This is a genomic window from Leptospira idonii, from assembly GCF_004770995.1.
Taxonomy (GTDB): domain Bacteria; phylum Spirochaetota; class Leptospiria; order Leptospirales; family Leptospiraceae; genus Leptospira_A; species Leptospira_A idonii.
The window spans coordinates 16,448-37,339 of record NZ_RQHW01000031.1 but is presented as its reverse complement, the minus strand read 5'-3'; the positions used below and the strand labels follow the sequence as shown (position 1 = coordinate 37,339).

Genomic DNA, 20,892 nt, shown 5'->3' with positions numbered 1-20,892 from the left:
CTAAAACAACTTACCTTGGTTCATCAGAATTTGTTCTAACACCGGTCCCAAAGCGATTACGGGAAAAAAAGAAAGTCCAGCAACAATCAATAAAATTCCAAAAACGAGGCCGCCAAACAAAACAGTGTCCGTTCTAAAACTTCCTGAACCGTCTTCCGCAGTGATTTTACCTCCTAGATGGCTTGCTACCAAAATGACGGAAGTGATTGTCGAGAATCTTCCGACTAACATACATATACTTAAAGATAAATTCGCCCATTTTGTATCTGCGGTAAAACCTCCGAAGGCGGAACCGTTGTTCCCGGAAGCGGAAGAAAACGCATATAAAATCTGAGAGAGTGCGTGAGGTCCTTTGGCGCTATAACCAGTATCCAGAAGAACCGTGATTGCAGAACCTATAAGAATACATACAGTCGGTGCCAAAATTCCGATCAATGTCCATTGAATGTCATAACTTTCGATCTTCTTTCCTGAGTATTCCGGCGTTCTTCCTGTCATTAATCCGGATAAAAAGACTGTTAGTATCAAAAAAAGAAACATTCCATACATACCGGCTCCCACACCTCCGAAAATCACTTCACCAAGCATAATTTGAAATAATGCAACTCCTCCAGCTAACGGAGAATAACTGTCATGCATTGAGTTGACGGAGCCGTTCGAAGCTGCGGAAGTTGCGGAAAGCCAAAGACTGGACTCGGTTAGGTTGAATCTTGTCTCTTTACCTTCCCATACCGAACTGGAAGTAAGCTCTGATTGATAAACGACAAACCATCCCAGAAGCAGAAAAGATAACATAACGAAGAATATCACCCAAGCATGTCGGAACGATCCGGCGATTTTCCCGTAAAGAAAGACACAAGCCGCAGGTAAAAATAAAATAGAAAACAACTCTAAGAAATTGGAAAGAGGAGTCGGGTTTTCAAATGGATGAGCACTGTTTACTCCGAAAAAACCTCCTCCATTCGTTCCTATTTGTTTGATGGCGATTTGTGAAGCCGCAGGACCTAACGGTATTGTCACGTTCGCTCCCTCAAATCCTACTCCGGAAGCATAAGGCGAAAAAGTTTGCACCACTCCCTGACTCATCAGCAAAACGGCTAAAAGAAAACTCAATGGAAGTAATATATAGAAGATAGAACGATATAAATCCCTCCAAAAATTTCCGAATTCCTTTTTTTGGGATGAAGAAACTGCTCTGGAAACGAATGCTAAAACGGAAATTCCAACTCCTGCGCTTAGAAAATTTTGCGGAGTTAAACCTAACATCTGTGAGAAGTAACTGAGTTGGGATTCGCCCGAATACGCCTGCCAATTCGTGTTTGTAATAAAAGAGACTGCCGTATTCAAAGCCAAATCCCAATGAAGACCCTTAACCTGCAAAGGATTTAGAGGAAGGTAGTTTTGAAAAAGTAAGATGGAAAACAAAAACCCTCCTCCTAAAATATGAAACAGGAATAGACTTTTTAGATAATCTTTTGCGTTCTGAGATCCTTCTAGTTGTTTTCCTAAAAAAGAAAATACAAACCTTTCCGTAGGAAGAGTTTTCGCATCCAAAATCCGCGCCATATAATATCCCGCAAAAGGTGAGATGAACATCAGCAGACAAAAATAAAATATCGCATAACAGGCTTCATTCATGAAAATATTCTCTCACCGATTAAAATCTTTGTCAAATTTACGGTAGTGAAGAAAAGTAGAGTTGTGATTAAGATTTGATTAAGAAGAATCTGGGGATAAATTTGTTTCTAGCGGTGGCGAAGGCCAAGGAAGGCCGAAGCTCGTTCGTCATGACAGGAAGTCCTGGACGAACGAGAGCAAGAAACGAATCTATCCTTAAAGAGGATCTGTTTCTGGAGGGACGGAAGGACCGCTGTCGTTTGAGTTATTATCAGTAGGAAGGCGGTTTTCGTTAGGAAGTTGATTCGGATTCTGTTGTTGATTCGGACGAATTTCCGGATCGGATGTAAAAGGGTTTTTAAACGGATCTACACTGTTTAGCCAAGAATTGTCTTCCATAGGTTTGGAAGATTCTTGGTTCGGGAAACTGTCGATCGGTCGGATCGTTATGGAAATATATTGAATCGCTTTTTCATCCCGGACCGGATCCAAATAAGCGAGACTGTCGTTTCTCCAACGGTAACGAGCTCTCGGTTCCAAACGGAAGGTTTTCATAATTAGATCTAAATCTTTCGCATACACTCCGTATCTGGCCCGAGGTGTTTTTGCTTGGATCACATAATACATGTTACCTTTTTTGTGGAACAGGAACCGATTGGATACGACCATTTTATTTTCTATATAATGAAGTACTAAAAATACGGTTTCATCGAAGCCGGGGATTTCTTCTTCCAGGCTTTTTTCTCTGACTACTTTTAGATCCGGGTATTTGCGCAGAAAGGTATCGATGGTTTCTTCGATAAAACGATCCAAATCGTATTCTTTGGTTCTGCGAACTACGTCGATTTGAAGGATTGCTTCTTTATTCGTTTTTGCGAATTGTATGCGTGCCGTCTCCGCATTGCGAAGCACCGCTTTGGACCATCCTCTCGGATATTCAAAAGCAAAACCCAGCGAGTCTTCGATCCAGGTTCCCGCAAACGCCGGGACTGTTCCAAGGAAAAGAATAGAGATGAGTAAAACGCGCACTTTCATCATATATAGTATCGGCCTTAGGGTAGAGGATTATTGATCTCCACTCAATCCTTTTCGCAGATCTCGAACAGGTTTCACTCCTAAATCCGCCCAGGATTCTGCGGAATAGATTTCTATGGAATGTCTGAGTGGCGCCAAAGGAGAATCATGGTAGGGGAGTTTTTTCAGCCTACGTAAGGTTTTGTAGAACCATTCGAAAATCACCGCTAAAAACGGAAATAAGGGCAATGCCACAGCCCCCCATGCCTTGGGTTGGACGTGTTTGAATTCCCGAATCACTTCGGGAACCGTAACTGAATTCGGATGGGATAAGACATAAACGGGAAGTATCTTTTTCATTTCTAAAACTTTGGAAATCCAAGCTTCAAGTGCGGATACTAAATCTTCCAGATGGAGGATCGATTTTTTTCTTTCCCCTGTAGGTAGCGGATAAAACCCTTTTTTATAGAGGGAAAAAAGTTTGGAGATGAAACTTTTGCTTCCTCCTCCATAAACAGATGCTATGCGGAAGACGGAATGAGGGACTTCCGCCGTTTCTAAATATTCTTCCGCTTTGATTTTCGATCGTGCGTATACAGTCTGTCCCAATCTGGGACTTTCTTCCGTCAACGGCTGGATTTGATATCCGTAAACGGAAACGGAACTTGCCAGCAAAAAACCTTTACAATGTTTGGTGCTCGCCCATTCGGAGAGAAGTTTTGTGGATTCCGCATTCACTGCGAAATAATCCGCTTCGGACAGGCGGGAACCGGAAACGACTCCCGCTAAATGCAGAACCAAGTCGATGTTCTCAGTCACTTTCAATTCTTCCGGACTTCGGATTGCTCCTAGGTCCCTTTCATAGAATTTAAAATGTTTGTGATGCCGAATTTTTTCGGAGATGCGGCTGTAATCTTTTCCTAATGCGACTACTTTGTATCTGTCCAAAATGGATTCGGTCAGATGCCTTCCGATGACGCCGGAACATCCTGTGATTAATAGAGTGGGAAGTTTCATAGTATATCGTTAAAATTGAATGTAGATTTGTGACCAGCCGACTAAGGCACCTAACGCTGCTCCTACTAAGATGAGAAGTAGTTCGTCTTCTTGAAATGCGGATCTGAGTATGGATTCGAATTCATCCGGAGGAAGGGATGCCATTCTTTCCCCCATCGTTTTTTCCAGTTCCATCGCTTCTCCCAAATATCTTTCCAATTGAGAAGAATTGGCGATCGCCGTTTCAGACATTGTTTTTGCGATTTTCTCTCGAATCGATTCGTAATTTTCCCATTTGCCTACTGCAAATAAGAGAGGTTTGGCGAGAGTCGTGATTTGATCGACCTGGCGAATGACTGCGGTGCGAATGGTTTCCATGATATCGTCCGCCGCTTTTCCGAAAACAAGTTCCTGCATCACATTACGGGGAGTGAGTATTTTTTCGGCAACTAACTTTGCATAAAGTAGAGATACCTCTCTTTGTCTTTTTAGAAACAAACCTTGGTAGGAATAGATTCCCAATATCTTTTTGGGAAAGAGGGGGCGGAATATCATTTCCAAAGCAAGATAGTTCGTTAAATATCCCACAATCACTCCCTGAACAGGCAAAGTCCATGCTACGGGAAAATAAATCATAAAGATCATCTGAATCAGTCCTAGCAGGAACCCGAAATAAAACCCAGATCTTTCTATGAACTTGAATTCGGGAGCTCCCACTTCCTGAAACAGCTCTACCACCAAGCTTACGTTATCTCCTGAGAGTTTCTTCAATACGAGTTCTTTTACGTCGAAGAGAGAATCTATATCCGCCTGTAGTTTTCGGATCACTTTTCTGATCGTAAATCCGCTTTCTCTTTTTACTTTATGGTAAATTTCTTCCTTCACCACTTCCGGGATCATATCCCAAAGTCTAGGATCCAAACTGTGAGTGAACTCTTTCATGGATTCCCGAATCGCGACATCCATAGAAGGTAAAAATTCTTTTTCCGCTCGGATAGGATCCACTTTCAAAAAGACTTCTCTGATATTTAACAATCGTTCCGTGATCACATCTACGGACTTACTGGCCATCTTATGGGCTTTTCTAGGAATGATTCCCTGCCAGCCCAGATAAGGAGGTATCCCCCAAAATTTGAGAGGGTAAAATGTCATTTTGAGCGCCAACCAATTCGTAACCCATCCTACAAATCCGTAAGTGAAAGGAACCATGGCCAGTTTTAGGATTTCCCAGGAAAAAAATTCGGTCGGCATGTGGTATCCCAGGGAAATTGCGAAATCGGAGAAGGGAACTTATTTCTGGTTCGTTTCTCAGAAAAAATCAAAACCGATGCCCCAAATGAGTGTTCGTGTGCCATAGATCCTGCCAAATTTTTGCCATAAATGAAAAAAATTGTTTGAATTTTGTACAAAGTACCCCTACTGTATGCGAGATAGGCGAAATTCTTAGGAATTTCCCTGTCTTTTGGAAATTAAAAGCGAACGTTTTGAGGTGAAAATTCATGAAACATCGAGGGCTCTTTTTCTTCGTCTTAACCCTCTCTCTACTTGCGGTAGACTGCTCTAAAAAGTCAAAATCCGCCCCCTTCTGGTTCCTGTTAGGTGCCGGTGGTGCGGGCAATGGTGCTGATGTAGCATCTTCTTCTACAACTCCTCCCGATTCGAATGGCGTTCCTTTACCTTCTTCTAGTGATTCTGTTTCTCCGGGGGGTTCCGGGGAGGTACCACAAAATGGTGCCGAGCAGGAAGTTCCTACTTCCGGTCCCGCCAAGGTGATCGGTACAATTCGTCCTGTTGCTTCCGGTTCTCCTGCAAATGATGTTTGCGGAATGGCAGGGGCTCCTGCAGCTCCTAACTGTCTCAATTTAACACAAATCGTTGTTAGGATCGAAGTTGCGAACGGAGGTACATACACTCTCGTTGCTTCCACTCAAGCCGCTTCCGACGGTTCTTTCGTATTCGATATAGATGATCTTCCTAACAATAATTACAGGGTTCTTATCAATACCGGCAATGGGTTGAATTACAGTTACCAAGACTTTTCTTTCGTTTTCGATCCTACCCAGCCAAGTTACACATTGGTGAATGTGGGGGATCTTCCTGCAGAACGACTTTATTACACTTCCGGTCCTGCTCAAATCGTAGGAACCGTAACCACTACCGGTTTTTCCGGAGATGGTGTTGTCGTACCTAGCGGCGGATTACAAGGTGTGACCGTTGTTTTGAAAGATGCGGAAGGAAACACCGTGGCGACCACTACAACGGGAGCTAACGGATCTTTCAGTTTCAATCTTCCTAATTTGCCTAATGGAAATTATACGGTAGAATATTTAGGTTCCAGTGTCACTCAACAAGGTCAACCGTTCGCAGACAATTCCGACCAATTTCACTTCACTTTCCAAGGCACGAATCCTTCCGTTACTACAGTTGTTTCCTTAGGAGAAACCAATTTACCTTGGTTAGCTGCTACGGAAAGCAGTCTTACCCTCAATGCTTCTCTCATCAACGGAGCGGTTGTAGGAGACAGCACGACTCCATTCCAAATCAAATTGAAGAACGAACAAGGTGCGATTGTGGATTCCACCTCCCGCAATGGCAACGGTTCCTTTCAATTGTCCGCTTCCGGGCTTCCGAACGGAGTCTATTATGTGGAAGTTTCTGCGAACAATTTTTTCACGGTTTCCCAATCCTTTTTGTTCACTGCTTCTCCTAACGGAGGGATGAAAACGATCACTCTTTCTACACCGATCGGAATCGTTGCCAAACCTTCGAATGTTGTGGGTTATGTGACAGATGCAAACGGGTCACATGTTCCTGGCTCTGTCATCAATTTCCGTCCCGATAGAACACAACCTCCTTCCAATTTGGTGTATCTATTGAACGATCCTTTGATCGGAAACGCATCGAAACTTTGGATTTTGGAAGCGCTTTCCGCAGTTGCAGGAACCAATTGTGCTACAAATCCTGGTTCTGCGGTTTGTTCTTGTGCGATTAGTCCTACAACTTCCTGTTTGGTGGCAAACCAAGGTTCCGGTCCATGGAACTATTCCACTTGGGGCAATAAAGTGTATGAAGTTCGTCCTTCCGACAACCAAGTGTATTTCACTGCGGCAGCGGGAAAATGGGCTTATACCATTTCCGCTCCCGGTTTTGAAAACTGGTGCGGTTCAAATGCAGCTCCTTGTTCTTCCAATCCTCTTTCCATCACTTTGAATGGAAACGATCATAATGCCGGCAATGTTTCTATGGTATCCATCACAAACAGATCTCAAATTGCGGGAACTATCTCCGTAAGAGACACTGCTCCTGCGAATCCTTCTTTGCATACGACGCAAACGGGACTCTTCGTAGTTCTTTTGGGAAATACCACAACAGGCGGTCAGCCTTTGGCTCATATCGCCATCACAAGCGGAGGAAGCTTTGCATTTAACGGTTCTTCTTATGTGGTATCTCTTCCTTCCGGACTCACTTCCGATACGGAAAGAGTAGGATATGCCTTACAAGCCTATGCGACCGGTGCCGCAAGCACTCTTGCGAACGCAAATGCGATCGCTGTGGACAACGATCAAAACGCATCCATCGATGTGATCGGAGGAAACCAATACAATTTCCGACAATCTTCTTATCAGTTGGTAGTGGTAGATACCACAGTATCTTCACCTAGAACCAGTTATCTGGCGGCAACCGCTCTCAGTGTGGACAATTCTAACGTAGCTTCCAATCAGTATGCGACTGCTCCTGTGACTTTTTCCTTGAACGGCACCGCTGTTCATAGCCCTAGAGCTACCATCGCAGGAACAGTGACCGATGCGATTGCTACTACTCCTGTCAGCGGTGCGACCCTAACTTTGGGAAGATTCGTAGACGGAAACTTCGTCGCTGACATTCGAAGAGATTGCAGCGGATCTTTCGACAATGCGAATTGTTCCGTTCCTACGATTCGTGTTTCCGGACAAGACCAAGTGATCGGCTCTCAAACTTCCAACGCAAACGGAGGTTATTCTTTCTTGTTCGTTCCTCCCGGTAATTATTCCTTACGTGTTGAGAAAAACGGAATCGTAACTTATTTCCCTGTGGAAGTAGGATCCGGCGGAGGAACTGTGACGGTAAATACTCCTGTGATCACGAACGATGGAAGAGGACATCTTTCCGGTTCCGTGAAAACTCCGGGAGGATTCTCTTTTACCGGAACTTATTCTTTGGAAATCGTAGATCCTAACACCGGTTCTATCCGTCCTACTACGGGAGTCCAACCTGCTTCCATCGCCTCCGGAGCTACCAGCTTTACAAATGCGACTCAATACACCATCTTCAACATCAATGCAGGAAGATGGAAGGTTCGTTTCGTAGCTTCCGGTTATAAAACCGTGGAAGGGATTGTGGACATTCAAGCGGATGCTACCACGAATTTCGACATCATCACTTTCGTTCCCGGAACACAAACTCCCGGAGCTATTTCCGGAAGAGCATTGTCCGCTCTCTATAACACGGGAGTTTGTGATCTAACCGCCCGCATCCGACCAGGAGTGAACGTGAAATCCGGTTCTTATGCCATCGATGGAGCAGGTGCGACCATCGCTGCAGTAAAAACAGCAACAGACGGATCTTATGCGATTCCGAACGTTCCTCCAGGAAACTATACTTTGGAAGTTTCCGGCTCCGGAAAAAGCGGAAATTGTTCGAGTACCGTAGAGGCTTATTCTACTACTTACCGCACAGTAGTCGCAGCAGGTTCAGAAACTCCTGCCAACCAAAACATTCTCGTATCTCCTGTATTAGGAGATAGCGAAATGAGAGTCGTTCTTTCTTGGGGTGCAAAACCGAGAGACTTGGATTCGCATCTGCAATACAGTGCGACCAACAGCGGCGATAGAATCGTTTGGAACAGAAAGGCTCCTCTCGGTGCAGGAAACGGAGAATTGGATTACGATATCACTACAGGATACGGCCCTGAAACCATTTCCTTAAAAGGTTCCATCTGGTCCCAAGCAGTTCGTTACTACAGCATCTACAATTGGTCCGGCGAAGCGAATATGGGAGTTTCCGGAGCCACTGTAAGAGTGTTTAAAGGAAGCATCGGTGAAGTGAGAAATTATGCGATCAGCCCGAGCCATTCCAACCGTTGGTGGAAACTGTTCTGTGTTAGTGCGGACAAATCCATTACGGATGTGGGAAGCGGAAGTTGCAACGCATCGAATTTCTTGGAAAGATCCATGTATTAACGACAACGGTATTAGGCTAGCTTAGAGATTCTTAACACCAGGGGGGTAATCTCCTTTCCCCTCTGGTTTTTTTTTGCCTCAGCCGAAAGTGGCGTTGTATTGACCGTCTTTCACTTGTACGTTGAGATTCAAATCATAAAGATCGGAAAGATATTCTTTGGTAAGAGTATCTTTTTTCTCTCCCTTTTTGATGATGGTTCCGTTTTTGATAAGCATCACCTGATCGAAGTCAGTTGGGATTTCATCCAATCTGTGGGTGATTAGAATGCGAGTCAGATGAGGATGGTCTTCCTTGATTTTGGAGATACTTTGGTTCAATTCGTATCTTGCAGTGAGGTCCAAAGCTGCGGCAGGTTCATCCAAAATTAAAATTTCTTTTCCCAGTCCGATCGATCTCAAAAGAAGCACCTTTGTTTTTTCCCCCGAAGAGAGAGTGGTGTATTTTTGATCCGCTTTTTTTGCGATCCCTAAAGAGTTTAACTTTTCTTTGGCGATTCGGATCTGTTCTTCCGTAATGTCATTGTACAAACCCAGAGTTCCGTGGATTCCTGTAATGATGACTTCTTCCGCAGTAAGTGATTTTTGCAGAAGGTGTTCCTGGTGTGCGGACTGTAAAATTCCTATTTTATTTTGAATGGGTTTGAGAGGAGTGCTTCCGTATTCTTCTCCTAGAACAGTGATGGAACCGGAAGTGGGCCAAAGATAACCGAACAATAGATTGATGAGAGTCGTTTTCCCTGCTCCGTTGCGGCCAAGGATCACAAGAGACTCTCCTTTTCCGATGGAAAAGGAGAGGTTGTTCAGGATGGGGTTGTTATTTCTAAAAAAGGAAACTTCTCGAAAGCGGATGAAATCAGACATTAGAACTTTTATACAGAGTTTCTACCTTTTTCACTTCTTTTGAAAATTTGTCTATATTATCTAAATTGAATTTGGCAAGAAGGTTCTTGTCGATCGCATAAAACCCTTTTTTCTGCTCTTGAAAGTCGCACATCATATTCGCCATATAGATGATCTCTACCAAGTCTCTCAGATCGGCAGGAGCCAAAAACGGTTTGTGATGGTATTCTATTGCGACTCTTAGGTCGGGAGGGAATTCCCATTTCTCCGCCAAAAGAGCTCCCAGTTGAGGATGGCTGAGACCGATTGCCATTTCCTCCAAAAGAGTGGAGTTCCCGGAATCGGTTCCTCTTTGGTAGGTTTCTATTTTTTTGAAAAAAGACCTGTCTACGGATAAAAGCAGGAATTTACCGATATCGTGTAACAAGGCACTGACGGCGATGATGTCCGCGAATTTGTTGGTATGATTTTGTTCCGCTGCCAAATAACGTGCGTAATAACTGCATCTGCTGGAATGTTCCCAAACATCGATCATCTTTCCGTATTGTCCGTCCATAATTTTGCGGACTCCGGAAACATAGAGAAGGTTTCTCAGGTTTTTTAACCCTACCACTTTCACTGCCTGTAATATGGAACTGACTTGGCTTCTGTTTGCGAAAAAAGCGGAATTGGAAAGTTTCAAAAGATCTGCCGAAAGCGCAGGGTTCTTTTCTATCTCCGTAGAGATCATATTCAGATCTGAATCCGGATTGTTGCAAAGTTGAATGATTTTCGTAAGGGAATGAGGAAGGGGAGGAAGTCCGTCGATCTCATTCAGAATTTTTGTTTTGAGCGTAGTAGTGATTTCTAGAGGAGTAGTGACATCGGGAACCGTTAAAGTGGCACGAGTCAATTTGTCGTTTGTATGAATTCTAAATTTGTCGGAACCGATTCCTGAGTTTTTCAAAAGAAGCTGGATGAGAACGAGTCCTAGTCCGGCGGATTCAGTGCTGTCTGATACATCTGAAAAAGCATCGGAAAGATCATTGTAGTTCTTTGCTACTTCGATTCTCTTATTGACTCTGGCCAATTCCTCTTGGGTGATGGGAGCGTTGTTTTCCACGGCGAAGTGGATGCTTTTTCCTTCTACCTTCATAAGAAGGCTGATGTAGAAATTCCCTCCGTCCAAACGTTCCAATTGTTCATTCCATTTCAGAATGATGTTCTCTTGGAAATGTTCCATTCCTTTTTCATAATCTTTCGGATTGTGAATGTCTAATTTTTCTCTTTGGAAATAATCTCTTTTGGCGTTGGCTTTATTCGCATTCATCAAAAGTTCTTTCAGAACAGTGAAGATGACTTCCACCAAATAGAGTTTGTCCATATACCCCATGACATGAACTAAGAGGGCGTAAATTTCTTGATTTTGCTCTTCTGTAACAAAATAGTAATTGATTCTTGATTCTTTAGATGTCTCTAACTGAGAGATAATTTCTTGAAAATTCACAGGGCTTTTAACTTTCCTAGTAACACTCTTTTAAATAACTTTCATCCCATTGCAATTGATTTATTTTTTTCTTCATTCTACTGAGATTTGTCCCAGTACTTTGTTACAGTAGTATTCAGAAAGGAGTTCAATATGGAATTACATAATGAAGTACACGAGCAAAATCAAAATTTAACTACAGTCGATTTGGAAAATTTACATCATCTTATGGAGGATCGATTGGAAAAAATTTTACAAGAAGTGACAAAGGAAAAAAAGCAAAAGAAGAAGTCTGGATTCTTTCCCATGCTCCCTGCTAACAAAGAAAAACCAGAGTGGAATTTGAGCGAAATCCCTATATTATTCGGGGCTTAAGCGAGTTTCCAACGTTTGAGAGTAGAAAGAGAAACTGCATGGGGAAATTCTTGGAAAGCCCTTTCCCATAAGCTTTGTTTTACTTGGGGGTTTCCCCTAAAGCTTGACATCCAGTGGAATTCATTCTCATTTCTCATTCCAGTAATATTCGATTTTTCTAATATATACTCTGAAAAAGGAAGAATAGATACGCTTTCTTTACGATTCCAAATGGAATCCCAAGCCAATAAATTTTTTCCAGATCTTTCTTTTCCATAAAGCCTGCGGTGCAAAGCTTCGTAAGTAGTTTTTCTAGTGGCTTGTGGCAATCGGTAGGACTCATAACCTGTTCCCTTACAATGGGATTTTCCGGATTCTTCTTTAAAACTCACACCGGCTAATATCAGTTTGTCTGCTTTCCCTCTTTCTGCGAAAGCGATCGCCATACCGATCAAATTCAAACTGGGATTTTCAAATTCTTTCCATACCTCTTTCGCCGCTTCCGATCGTTTTTCGGAGACTGCTTCCGAATTCCAATAATGTCCGATCAATTGATCGAAAGGATGATTCGTATTTACCAGATAAATCGGATTCGGCAAAGAGAATAAGTGAGGATTTCCGCCTAACCAAGTTATGATTTTAACGGACTTGGGAATTTCGGGAAGAAAATGAAACAAAGTTCCTCTCCCCGGATCCATGGATAAAACCGCATCCGGCAGAATCGAATGGTGGAGCAGAAAGCCGAGACAGGTGTCGCTCGCCAGTAAAATTATATTTTTTCTGATTTTGGGAATCTCGGAGACGATTTCTTCCAAACTTGGACTGGCTCCTACGAACAAAACCGATTTACCTTCGAGGGATATACCATCTAACCAGAAAATATGCTCTTTTCGGTCGATACAAAACAAGTTTTTCAAATAGTTTTGAGTCCATATCTTTTGAAAGAAAGATTGAGTGGACTGATTGATCTCTTCGTGCAGGTTTTTCTGCCGGGAAAGATTCGATTTGAACTCTGTGATTTCTTTGGCCGCAAAACGAGAGTAATAGGGGAAAGGAAAAAACTCTATGGATATTTGTGAGCCTTCCGAGCGAGATAAAAACAGTTTCCATTCCGACTGCCATTCTTCCGAATGAGGGTCGGGAGGAAGCAGAACGAAATCGATTCCTTTCTCTGTCATTTCTTCCGCAATTCGTTCCCATTTCTTTTGAAAATAAGGATTGTTTGCGACTTCTGAGAAGGGTTCCCAAAAGATCCATCTTTTGATTTTGTCTCCGTGCAGCCGCAAAACAAAGTCAATGTGATGTAAGGCGCCTAGCCCGATCCAACAAGGTGTGAGATCTGGATTGGGAGAATAATAAGATACAAACCGCGACCCTTCCTTTAAAGGATCGAATCGCGAGTGTATATAAGATTGAGTGGGAGAGTGAAAGAAATTTAGAAGTTCTTGGTTTTCGAGAATCGGTTCGAAGCTGATGGGAAAGACCTCTTAGTCTTCTTCCTCTTCGTCGTCATCATCCGAATCATCATCGTCATCATCAAAATCGTCGTCGTCATCATCGTCATCCGAATCGTCGCCGAACTCATCTTCGTAACCGTCTTCATCCATAAGTTCCGGCTTACGTGCTTCTTCTTCAGGAATGAAATCTTCTTCGATGTCTTCTTCCGCATGAGGAGCGAAAGAGGCACCTTGCGTAGAAGTAACTCCCGCCAATTTGTCTTTTTCTTCTTGGATTTTTTCCCTTTCTTCTTTAGAAAGATATTTCCATTGAATTAAATCGTTAGTGAGAGAATAAAGTGCTTGTACTGTGAGCTTGCGGTTTTTAAGCTTCTTAGGAAGGGTGATTTTTTCGATTTTATCGATCGCCCCAAATCCAGCCACGCAAGTTTCGTATTTTTTATCACGGCAGAGTTCAATTAAGGATACGATGTCGAAGTCTTCTTTGTGCGATTGGCTCATTTTTTAGATTCCCCAGAGGAAGGAATGGAATGTTAGACCAGTTTGGGGATGGGCACCTCTCTGTCAAGGGGGAAAGTTCGAAAAGGGACTTTACACCCTGGTTTGACCGCCTAAATTGGGAACAATTGATGGGACAAAAAACTTTCCCCGGCCTTTTTTTTCTTATTTTGAGCCTAACCTTTTGTGCTCCTGCAAAGTCGTCTTATTTCGGAGAATCGGAATGGTCCGGCGTTACCGAATCCGGAGAAGAGATTTTCTTTTCTTCCCTGGATAAAGATCAAATCGCTTTGAACGTATATTCTCCCGATTGCGTCCCTTGTTGGAAAGAAATCCCCGCATTGAATTTTCTCCATGAGCAAATTCAGGAAAAATTTCCCAGAAAGGCGCTCTATCTTGTGGTAGATCCTTATCAGACGGTTCCCGATCTTCCGGAACAAGCAGGATGGGGAGAGGCATTTTCCAAAGCGAAGGCAAGAATGGAGAAAGAAAAAATCTCCAGAGGCATCCATCTTCCTATTTTATTCATGAAACCCAGTTTTCGAGTGAAAGAAGGGGCTTTGGTCACTGCAACTCCGGAAACTCTCCTCTTTGAAACCAAGCCGCTTCGTCTATATTATAACTTTATCGGATCCATTTCGGAGGAAACTTCTTTGGATGCCATTCGTAAAGATCCGAAAATCGAATTCTTCCGACACCAGTTCGGGATGGACGGTATATGAGAAGTTTACTCATAAGATTCAAAGATTGTGAAGGACCCGGTATCTTGGAACCGGTGTTACGTGAAAAAGGGTATCGAATCAGTTACCACAACGCTTACGACAAACATGTTCATTTGATGCCGGAAGCGCATTTGAATTTCAATTTGATCGTACTTTTGGGAGGGCCTCAGTCCGTGGCCGATCCTTCTATGGATTCTTTTTTTGCACCTTATTATGAATTGGTGGAAAGCATGTTGGCTACGGAAGGAAGAAAGATGATCGGGATCTGTCTCGGTTCTCAAATCCTTGCAAAGGTGTTAGGTGGAAGTGTGACTGTGGGAGAAAAAGGACCGGAAGTCGGGTTTTCTCCTCTTCGAATCAAAGATAAATCCCACCCTATCTTCCAAGGCATTTTTTCCTCGGAAATCCAAGCATTCCATCTTCATGAAGACGTGTTTTCCATTCCGAACGGTGCCACTCATCTTTTGGAAGGAAGTTATTATCCTAACCAAATGTTTTCTTACGGAAACAAGGCTTTCGCTTTTCAAACTCATTTGGAGCCGACTCTTCCTATGCTTCGCGTTTGGCAAGGGGTTCACAGGGAATTCATCGCCAAAGGAAACGGAGATTTCTCCGACATAGCCGGCAAACAAAGTGCGATGGAAGAGACCGGAAAAATCATATTTCGCAATATTCTAAATATATAACGGATCAATTATGTTTCAAAAATTCTTAACCCTATTATTCGGCAGTAAATACGAAAGAGATTTAAAAAGACTCACTCCTATCGTTACGGCAATCAATTCCTTCGAATCCAAAATCAAAGATCTGAGTGATCAAGATCTTTCTCTCCAAACTTCCTCTTTTAAGGAAAGATTGGCGAAGGGGGAGACTTTGGACGACATCCTGCCGGAAGCTTTTGCCACCGTTCGGGAAGTCGCATACAGAACTTTGGGGATGCGCCATTTCGACGTGCAGATGATGGGGGGAATTTCCCTTCATTGGGGAAACATCTCCGAAATGAAAACGGGAGAAGGGAAAACATTAACTTCCACTCTTCCTATCTATTTGAATTCTCTTTCCGGCGAAGGAGTCCACGTAGTCACGGTAAACGACTATTTGGCGAAAAGGGATGCCAACTGGATGAAGCCTATATTCGACTTTTTAAAGGTAAGCGTAGGAGTGATCCAACACGATATGGATCATGAGGAAAGAAAAGAAGCTTACGGTTCCGACATCACTTACGGAACCAACAACGAATTCGGTTTCGATTATCTTAGAGACAATATGGTTTCTTATAAGGAACACAAAGTACAAAGACAACATAACTTTGCGATTGTGGACGAGGTGGATTCGATTTTAGTCGATGAAGCTAGAACTCCTCTCATCATCTCCGGTCCTGCGGAAGAATCTACCGATAAATACATCAAAGTTGATCATATCATACCTAAGTTGATCGAAGGCGAAGACTTCGAAATCGACGAAAAAGCAAGGAATGTGATCTTGTCTGAGGCAGGAGTTCATCATGTAGAGAAACTTCTGGATGTGGAAAATCTATATCACGCCGAAAACATCGAGCTGGTGCATCACGTGAACCAGGCTTTGAAAGCCCATAAAATCTTTTATAGAGACAAAGACTATGTGGTGCAAGAAGGGCAAGTCATCATCGTCGATGAATTTACCGGTCGTTTGATGAAAGGAAGAAGATACTCCGACGGATTGCACCAGGCTTTGGAAGCGAAGGAAGGAGTTCCTATCGCTCGCGAATCCCAAACACTCGCTTCCATCACTTTCCAAAACTATTTCCGTATCTATAAGAAGTTAGCCGGTATGACCGGAACTGCCGATACGGAAGCGGAAGAATTCAAAAAAATCTATAATTTGGACGTGATCGTCATTCCTCCCAACTTGAAAGTAAAAAGGGAAGATCTTGCGGACAGAGTCTATAAAACGGAAAGAGAAAAATTCGACGCAGTTTTGAAAGACATCAAAGAGAGAGTCGCAAAAAAACAACCGGTTCTCGTGGGAACGATTTCCATCGAAAAATCGGAAGTTCTTTCCAAACTTTTAACTGCCAACGGAGTCGCACATAACGTATTAAATGCGAAACAACACGAACGCGAATCCGAGATTGTTGCCAATGCGGGAAAATCGTCCGCAGTCACAATCGCAACGAATATGGCGGGAAGGGGAACGGATATCGTTTTAGGAGGAGCTCCTAAATACAAAGATGAGTTGGAGAAATTGGACGAGATCGCCGAAAAAGCGGGAATCACTTCCAAAGACGTTTTGGATTCGATCTATCGTTTTAGAGAACTTCTCGTGAAACAAAAGTTTGATGAGAGTGGGGAGGCTTTAAATTCGATTTCCCATGAAGCCATCAAAAAACAATGCATCAATATCTTGGATTCCGCCAAAAAATGGAAAGTAGATCATGACTTGGTGATCGAAGCTGGCGGATTGCATATCATCGGTTCTGAACGTCATGAGTCTCGTCGTATCGACAATCAGTTGCGAGGTCGTTCCGGAAGACAGGGAGACCCTGGTTCTTCTCGATTTTATCTTTCCTTGCAAGACGATCTGATGCGTATTTTCGGTTCCGACAGAATCGCTAAAATTATGGATACTTTAAAGATGCCGGAAGGACAAGAGTTGGAACATTCCATGGTATCCAATGCGATTGCTCGTGCTCAGAAAAGAGTAGAAGGTCATAACTTCGATATCAGAAAACATTTGTTAGAGTATGATGACGTGATGAACCGCCAGAGAATTTACATTTACGGAATCCGTAATGAACTTCTTGAAAAAGGAAACATGTCTCAAACCATCCTGGATTATTTCGAGGAAGTGGCAGAAAACCAAATCGTCGCTCATTGTGATGGAAATAATACGGATGCTTGGAATACCGACTCTTTGAATGAGTGGGCTTCTTCCTTGGGAATTCCTTATCAGGTGGATGCTGCTAAATTCAAAAAAGAATCCAATCCGCAGCTAAAGGTTTTCGAAGAAATTTCAGCTGCTTTGAAAGCGGCTTATAACGAAAAAGTGCAGGGTATCGGTGAAGAAATCTGGCATTCCATAGAAAGAAACGTATTCCTTGATATTTTGGATCATCGTTGGAAAGAACATCTTTACGGTATGGATCACTTGAAGGAAGGGATTTGGACCGTAGGTTACGGAGAAAAAAATCCTTTGGTGGAATACAAACTTCAAGGATTTAGATTGTTCGATCAACTGGTTGAGAATTTGAAATTGGAAGTGGTTTCCTTCCTATTGAGAATCGAAGTGAGTGAATCGGATAAATCTTCTGTGGGAGAAAGTTCTCCGAAAGAATACAAAAAAGTGGGTCAAGAATCCAGAGCGGAAGTGGATATGTTCGGAAACGAGGTGAATTCTAAAAAGAATCAGACAAAACCTCAGGTTTCCACTCAAACCAGTTCCGGAGGAAGTTCGGAAAGAAAATCCAGCCGAAGAAAAAAATAATCCATATCAAATCGCCGAACTTTAGTTCGGCGATTTCACTTTAAATCTTCCCGTAATTTCGGAAATATTCCCGGACACTCCCGAAATCTCATCGCTTACTTCGTTTAAATCTTCCGAATTACTCGCAAGCAGTTCGGCTCTTTTGGCAAGTTCGTTGATTGCGATCTGCATTTCTTCCGATGCCTTTTTCTGTTCTTTGCTGGAATGTTCGATCATTTCCGCCATATCCTTCAAACCTCTTAACTCAGTAGTGACTAAGTTGACGCTTTGGGATTGAAGAGACATTTCTTTCTGAAGTTGACTCACTTTGGTTCGAATTGCTTGGGACTTATCGACTATATGAGATAAGGTGGTAACAGTTTCGGTCACATGATCGGAACCTGTGTTTACGGCAGAGTTCGTTTTTTCGATCAATGCTTTGATTCCGTTCACGGAAGATCTTGTTTTGTTCGCCAGTTTGGATATTTCATCCGCAACGACTGAGAATCCTTTTCCTGCATCTCCTGCTCTGGCGGCTTCTATACTTGCATTTAATGCAAGTAAGTTGGTTTGCTCCGAAATATCCGTGATGAGTTTTACGATTCCTGAAATTTGGGAGGTGACTTCCTTGATTTCATTCATGGAATTCTCGGTGTATTTCACGGTTTTATCTCCCTCTTCTGCGACACGATTCGATTCAGAGGAGATATTTTCCAAAGAGGCAAGAGAACCGCTGACGGAATCCAGAAAACTTTTGATGGAACGCATTGCCGTTTCTATTTCCGAAATATTTTTCGTTTCGCTGACGATAGAGATTAACATTAAATCGAAAGAACGGCTGAGTTCTTCCAAAGCGGAAGAGGATTCCTCCGATGTGCTTGCCAGATTATTCGCAGATTCGGAAACGAGTCTCGCATCTTTCTTCAGTCGATGTGAAGACGTATTCGCATTGAGGGATGCAGATTTTAGTTTTAATATAATATCGGTTAAATTAGATAAAAATTTATTGATAGATTCGGAAAGTATCCCTAGTTCATTTTGGCCTAAGTTCGGAAGTTCGTGGGAAAGATTGGCATCCTCACTCGTTAATTCTTCTATCTTTTTCACAATGAGAGACAAAGGAGAAAGTATGCTTTTTAAGATGAGAACCAGAAAACTCACCGCTGCAAACAGTATGATAAAAATAGCGAGTGCGGATAATTTTTGCGAGGAACGGAAAGAAGCGACTCTGATTTGAATGAGTTTTTCCAACTGATCCAGGGAGAGTGTAAGCAGTTCCGAGAATTCCTCTTCTTCGGTTCCGTTCCAAGCAGGAATGGAAATTTCTTTCGGGTCGGAAATCCGGGCTTCCATTTTGGAAACTTTTTCTTCAATCTTTGTTATCAAAGATTCCGATTTCTGAAAATCTTCCTCAAAAAAAGCAGGATTAAACTCTTTGATCTTTCCGATGGATTTTCGAACTTCCTTGATCTCTTTATGGATGGAAAATAGTTCCGCCTTTAAATCTGCCTTGTTCGAAGGATCATTCCCTTCCAGGCGAATCTTTGCTAAGGATTCGTAAATGGAAGGAAAGCGGATCAAACAGATGTCCATCAGATAGTAAGTATCGATGTCCGGATCTAAAATAAGATTGGAATCGTCCCCGATTTTCGACTGCAGAATTCTTAAATTTTCGAGAAGAGAGAGAGCATTCGTTGGGGATTTGTCAATATTTTCCAAATCATTGGTCAGTTTTCGAATGTTTTCCTCTTCCAGTAAGAGATCGATTTTGTCATTTTCTTGCATATTTGGGGATCGTTTCGATTTCCAAATCAGAGTTTCGAAGATGTGATAGGTCTTGCGTAAACTGATGATTCCCGAGAGTTCTTTTTCCGAAAAGCGAATCGACTTGTTTTGTTCTGAAAAAAGAGAGATAAATAAGGCCAAAATAGGCAAAAGCAAAGGTATCGGTAGGAGGATGAGTCTGGTTTTGATTGTAAATCCGCTAAGCATAAAGAGTACTCATTTTACAAACCGATTGGTATGTTTCCACACTATTGCTTAGTTTTTGAGCATCGTCTTCCACTTTTTAGCAAAATCTATGACATTTATTTCTATTTTTTGATGCCGTCATTATTGTTTGGACGATTTAGATATTTCAGTTACCATAGGAATATATGAAGAAGACGATCATTCTGCCTATTTCCTTACTTATTCTTTCCGATTGTTCCAGTTTTAATAAAGTTCAGATTGAGAACAAACAAGCGCTATACGACAATTGTATGGAAACTTTTCAAGACGAAACAAAATGCAATCAGATGTTGAAAAAATCCGAAGAAGATCTGAAGACTACGGAACAGAAACGGGCTGAGCAGAGAGAAAAATTGACTGAGGAAGGCTACAACGGCCTGAAGATCCGAGAAGTGATGCTTCAAAAACTTTATAAACAGACAAAACCTTTCGTAAAAGAATACTTAGGCGAGCCGGACAGCGTTTCTTTATCGGGAGACGGGGAAGTGTTTCATTATACTAGACCTATTTCTATTTATGAGATAGGTTCCGCTCCTGACGATGAAGTGTATGTTTTTTTCCGTAAGAATTTCGTGCAGAAAGTAACGATCATTAAACCTTCTTCCGAAAGAAGTAAAGGATTCAGTTGGGGAAACTGGTTGAAGAATTCTAAGAAAAATAAGAATGAAAATAGGGGAGGAGACGAGCTGGAAGATAAGTAATCCAATCTTTTCTCTTTTCTTTGCTATAATAAAAAAAGAGGAGTAGGATGATTTTCATCCCACTCCTCTTAGCGTCTATTTACTAGAAGTTAAATCTTAGTAATAAGTAGGCGCTGTGAAAACAGTAGTTTCCTTTCCGTCTACCACGATCGGGAACTCCCCTTTGAATGCAGTGATTGCATCCGAAGCAAGAGTGTATGCGTTCTCTGGTAAGTTACACTTCAAGGAATTGTATTTTGTCACCACTTTTGTTTTGATTGCAGCGTAATCCGCTCCAGCAGTAACCATACTGTTGATATGTGCATATGAGCAGTTTGCGCCCGCATCCAATTTTGTCGTAGCAGTGATACACTGGTTCATTAACAAAACTGAAGATAGACAATCAGCTTGTGGTCCCGTAGGAATCGTTTGGTTTGTGACCAAGTAGGTAAGTAAAGTTGTGTCGTCTTTCTTTTCCGCAGATGATTTTGTGCAACCTACGAAAGTAAGCGCAGCTAAAACAGCAACTGCAGAGGAGACTTTTTTGAAAGTGTTAGTTCTCATGTTTCTATTCTCCTT

Annotated in this window: 16 protein-coding genes; 6 read left to right on the top strand and 10 right to left on the bottom strand. The window is 42.4% G+C overall.

Annotation, left to right across the window (positions count from 1 at the left end; translation table 11 throughout):
* The 4 genes from kdpA to EHS15_RS08520 all read right to left on the bottom strand — a co-directional run bounded on the left by kdpA (position 1) and on the right by EHS15_RS08520 (position 4,836).
* Positions 1-1,638 carry a potassium-transporting ATPase subunit KdpA gene (kdpA, locus tag EHS15_RS08535; RefSeq protein ID WP_135760142.1) on the bottom strand — a complete coding sequence of 546 codons (1,638 nt, stop codon included), beginning with the start codon at positions 1,636-1,638 and terminating at the stop codon, positions 1-3.
* A gap of 195 nt (positions 1,639-1,833) precedes the next feature.
* Positions 1,834-2,655 (bottom strand): hypothetical protein, encoded by an 822-nt coding sequence (locus EHS15_RS08530; protein ID WP_210416326.1) that lies wholly within the window; start codon positions 2,653-2,655, stop codon positions 1,834-1,836.
* 27 nt (positions 2,656-2,682) lie between these two features.
* Complete coding sequence (locus tag EHS15_RS08525; protein WP_135760141.1) at positions 2,683-3,648, bottom strand: NAD-dependent epimerase/dehydratase family protein; 966 nt, start codon at positions 3,646-3,648, stop codon at positions 2,683-2,685.
* Positions 3,649-3,657: 9 nt separating this feature from the next.
* The gene (locus tag EHS15_RS08520) at positions 3,658-4,836 is read right to left on the bottom strand and encodes a DUF445 domain-containing protein (protein WP_135760271.1); all 1,179 of its coding nucleotides are present in this window, start codon (positions 4,834-4,836) and stop codon (positions 3,658-3,660) included.
* A gap of 290 nt (positions 4,837-5,126) precedes the next feature.
* Here EHS15_RS08520 and EHS15_RS08515 point away from each other — a divergent pair, with 290 nt between their 5' ends.
* Positions 5,127-8,846, top strand: coding sequence for an SdrD B-like domain-containing protein (locus EHS15_RS08515; RefSeq protein WP_135760140.1), 3,720 nt, complete (start codon positions 5,127-5,129; stop codon positions 8,844-8,846).
* Positions 8,847-8,924: 78 nt separating this feature from the next.
* On the opposite strand, the gene EHS15_RS08510 is transcribed toward EHS15_RS08515, so the two are convergent.
* Entirely contained in the window at positions 8,925-9,707 is a 783-nt protein-coding gene (locus EHS15_RS08510) for an ABC transporter ATP-binding protein (protein ID WP_135760139.1), read from the bottom strand.
* A complete protein-coding gene (locus EHS15_RS08505) occupies positions 9,700-11,172 on the bottom strand; it encodes an HDOD domain-containing protein (RefSeq protein ID WP_135760138.1) in 1,473 nt (490 codons plus the stop codon). Before EHS15_RS08505 ends, EHS15_RS08510 begins: the two co-directional genes overlap by 8 nt.
* A gap of 132 nt (positions 11,173-11,304) precedes the next feature.
* Here EHS15_RS08505 and EHS15_RS08500 point away from each other — a divergent pair, with 132 nt between their 5' ends.
* Complete coding sequence (locus EHS15_RS08500; protein WP_135760137.1) at positions 11,305-11,526, top strand: hypothetical protein; 222 nt, start codon at positions 11,305-11,307, stop codon at positions 11,524-11,526.
* Here EHS15_RS08500 and EHS15_RS08495 read toward each other — a convergent pair.
* Together EHS15_RS08495 and EHS15_RS08490 are read right to left on the bottom strand one after the other, a co-directional pair.
* Entirely contained in the window at positions 11,523-12,791 is a 1,269-nt protein-coding gene (locus tag EHS15_RS08495; protein WP_135760136.1) for a 6-hydroxymethylpterin diphosphokinase MptE-like protein, read from the bottom strand. The genes EHS15_RS08500 and EHS15_RS08495 overlap by 4 nt on opposite strands.
* A gap of 201 nt (positions 12,792-12,992) precedes the next feature.
* Complete coding sequence (locus EHS15_RS08490; RefSeq protein ID WP_135760135.1) at positions 12,993-13,463, bottom strand: DNA primase; 471 nt, start codon at positions 13,461-13,463, stop codon at positions 12,993-12,995.
* A 128-nt stretch (positions 13,464-13,591) separates the two neighbouring features.
* On the opposite strand from EHS15_RS08490, the gene EHS15_RS08485 reads away from it, so the two are divergent.
* From EHS15_RS08485 to secA, 3 genes are read left to right on the top strand one after another with little or no spacing between them, the layout of a single operon-like run.
* Entirely contained in the window at positions 13,592-14,182 is a 591-nt protein-coding gene (locus EHS15_RS08485; RefSeq protein WP_135760134.1) for a TlpA family protein disulfide reductase, read from the top strand.
* Positions 14,179-14,868, top strand: coding sequence for a type 1 glutamine amidotransferase (locus EHS15_RS08480; RefSeq protein WP_135760133.1), 690 nt, complete (start codon positions 14,179-14,181; stop codon positions 14,866-14,868). Before EHS15_RS08485 ends, EHS15_RS08480 begins: the two co-directional genes overlap by 4 nt.
* 10 nt (positions 14,869-14,878) lie before the next feature.
* Positions 14,879-17,644, top strand: a complete 2,766-nt coding sequence (secA, locus tag EHS15_RS08475) for a preprotein translocase subunit SecA (protein WP_135760132.1) — start codon at positions 14,879-14,881, stop codon at positions 17,642-17,644.
* 21 nt (positions 17,645-17,665) lie between these two features.
* On the opposite strand, the gene EHS15_RS08470 is transcribed toward secA, so the two are convergent.
* Positions 17,666-19,615 carry a methyl-accepting chemotaxis protein gene (locus tag EHS15_RS08470; protein ID WP_135760131.1) on the bottom strand — a complete coding sequence of 650 codons (1,950 nt, stop codon included), beginning with the start codon at positions 19,613-19,615 and terminating at the stop codon, positions 17,666-17,668.
* 164 nt (positions 19,616-19,779) lie between these two features.
* On the opposite strand from EHS15_RS08470, the gene EHS15_RS08465 reads away from it, so the two are divergent.
* On the top strand, positions 19,780-20,334 hold the full coding sequence (locus tag EHS15_RS08465) for a hypothetical protein (protein WP_135760130.1): 555 nt from the start codon (positions 19,780-19,782) through the stop codon (positions 20,332-20,334).
* Positions 20,335-20,430: 96 nt separating this feature from the next.
* Here the strand turns inward: EHS15_RS08465 and EHS15_RS08460 are convergent, their stop codons facing one another.
* Positions 20,431-20,877, bottom strand: a complete 447-nt coding sequence (locus EHS15_RS08460) for a hypothetical protein (protein ID WP_135760129.1) — start codon at positions 20,875-20,877, stop codon at positions 20,431-20,433.
* Positions 20,878-20,892: the final 15 nt, after the last annotated feature.

Excerpts from the sequence above, each read along its gene's own strand:
- kdpA (WP_135760142.1), bottom strand. The coding sequence starts at position 1,638 with ATGAATGAAGCCTGTTATGCGATATTTTATTTTTGTCTGCTGATGTTC.
- EHS15_RS08490 (WP_135760135.1), bottom strand. The coding sequence starts at position 13,463 with ATGAGCCAATCGCACAAAGAAGACTTCGACATCGTATCCTTAATTGAA.
- EHS15_RS08460 (WP_135760129.1), bottom strand. The coding sequence starts at position 20,877 with ATGAGAACTAACACTTTCAAAAAAGTCTCCTCTGCAGTTGCTGTTTTA.
- EHS15_RS08485 (WP_135760134.1), top strand. The coding sequence starts at position 13,592 with ATGGGACAAAAAACTTTCCCCGGCCTTTTTTTTCTTATTTTGAGCCTA.
- EHS15_RS08480 (WP_135760133.1), top strand. The coding sequence starts at position 14,179 with ATGAGAAGTTTACTCATAAGATTCAAAGATTGTGAAGGACCCGGTATC.
- EHS15_RS08520 (WP_135760271.1), bottom strand. The coding sequence starts at position 4,836 with ATGGTTCCTTTCACTTACGGATTTGTAGGATGGGTTACGAATTGGTTG.
- EHS15_RS08525 (WP_135760141.1), bottom strand. The coding sequence starts at position 3,648 with ATGAAACTTCCCACTCTATTAATCACAGGATGTTCCGGCGTCATCGGA.
- EHS15_RS08470 (WP_135760131.1), bottom strand. The coding sequence starts at position 19,615 with ATGCTTAGCGGATTTACAATCAAAACCAGACTCATCCTCCTACCGATA.
- EHS15_RS08530 (WP_210416326.1), bottom strand. The coding sequence starts at position 2,655 with ATGATGAAAGTGCGCGTTTTACTCATCTCTATTCTTTTCCTTGGAACA.
- EHS15_RS08515 (WP_135760140.1), top strand. The coding sequence starts at position 5,127 with ATGAAACATCGAGGGCTCTTTTTCTTCGTCTTAACCCTCTCTCTACTT.
- EHS15_RS08510 (WP_135760139.1), bottom strand. The coding sequence starts at position 9,707 with ATGTCTGATTTCATCCGCTTTCGAGAAGTTTCCTTTTTTAGAAATAAC.
- EHS15_RS08500 (WP_135760137.1), top strand. The coding sequence starts at position 11,305 with ATGGAATTACATAATGAAGTACACGAGCAAAATCAAAATTTAACTACA.
- secA (WP_135760132.1), top strand. The coding sequence starts at position 14,879 with ATGTTTCAAAAATTCTTAACCCTATTATTCGGCAGTAAATACGAAAGA.
- EHS15_RS08465 (WP_135760130.1), top strand. The coding sequence starts at position 19,780 with ATGAAGAAGACGATCATTCTGCCTATTTCCTTACTTATTCTTTCCGAT.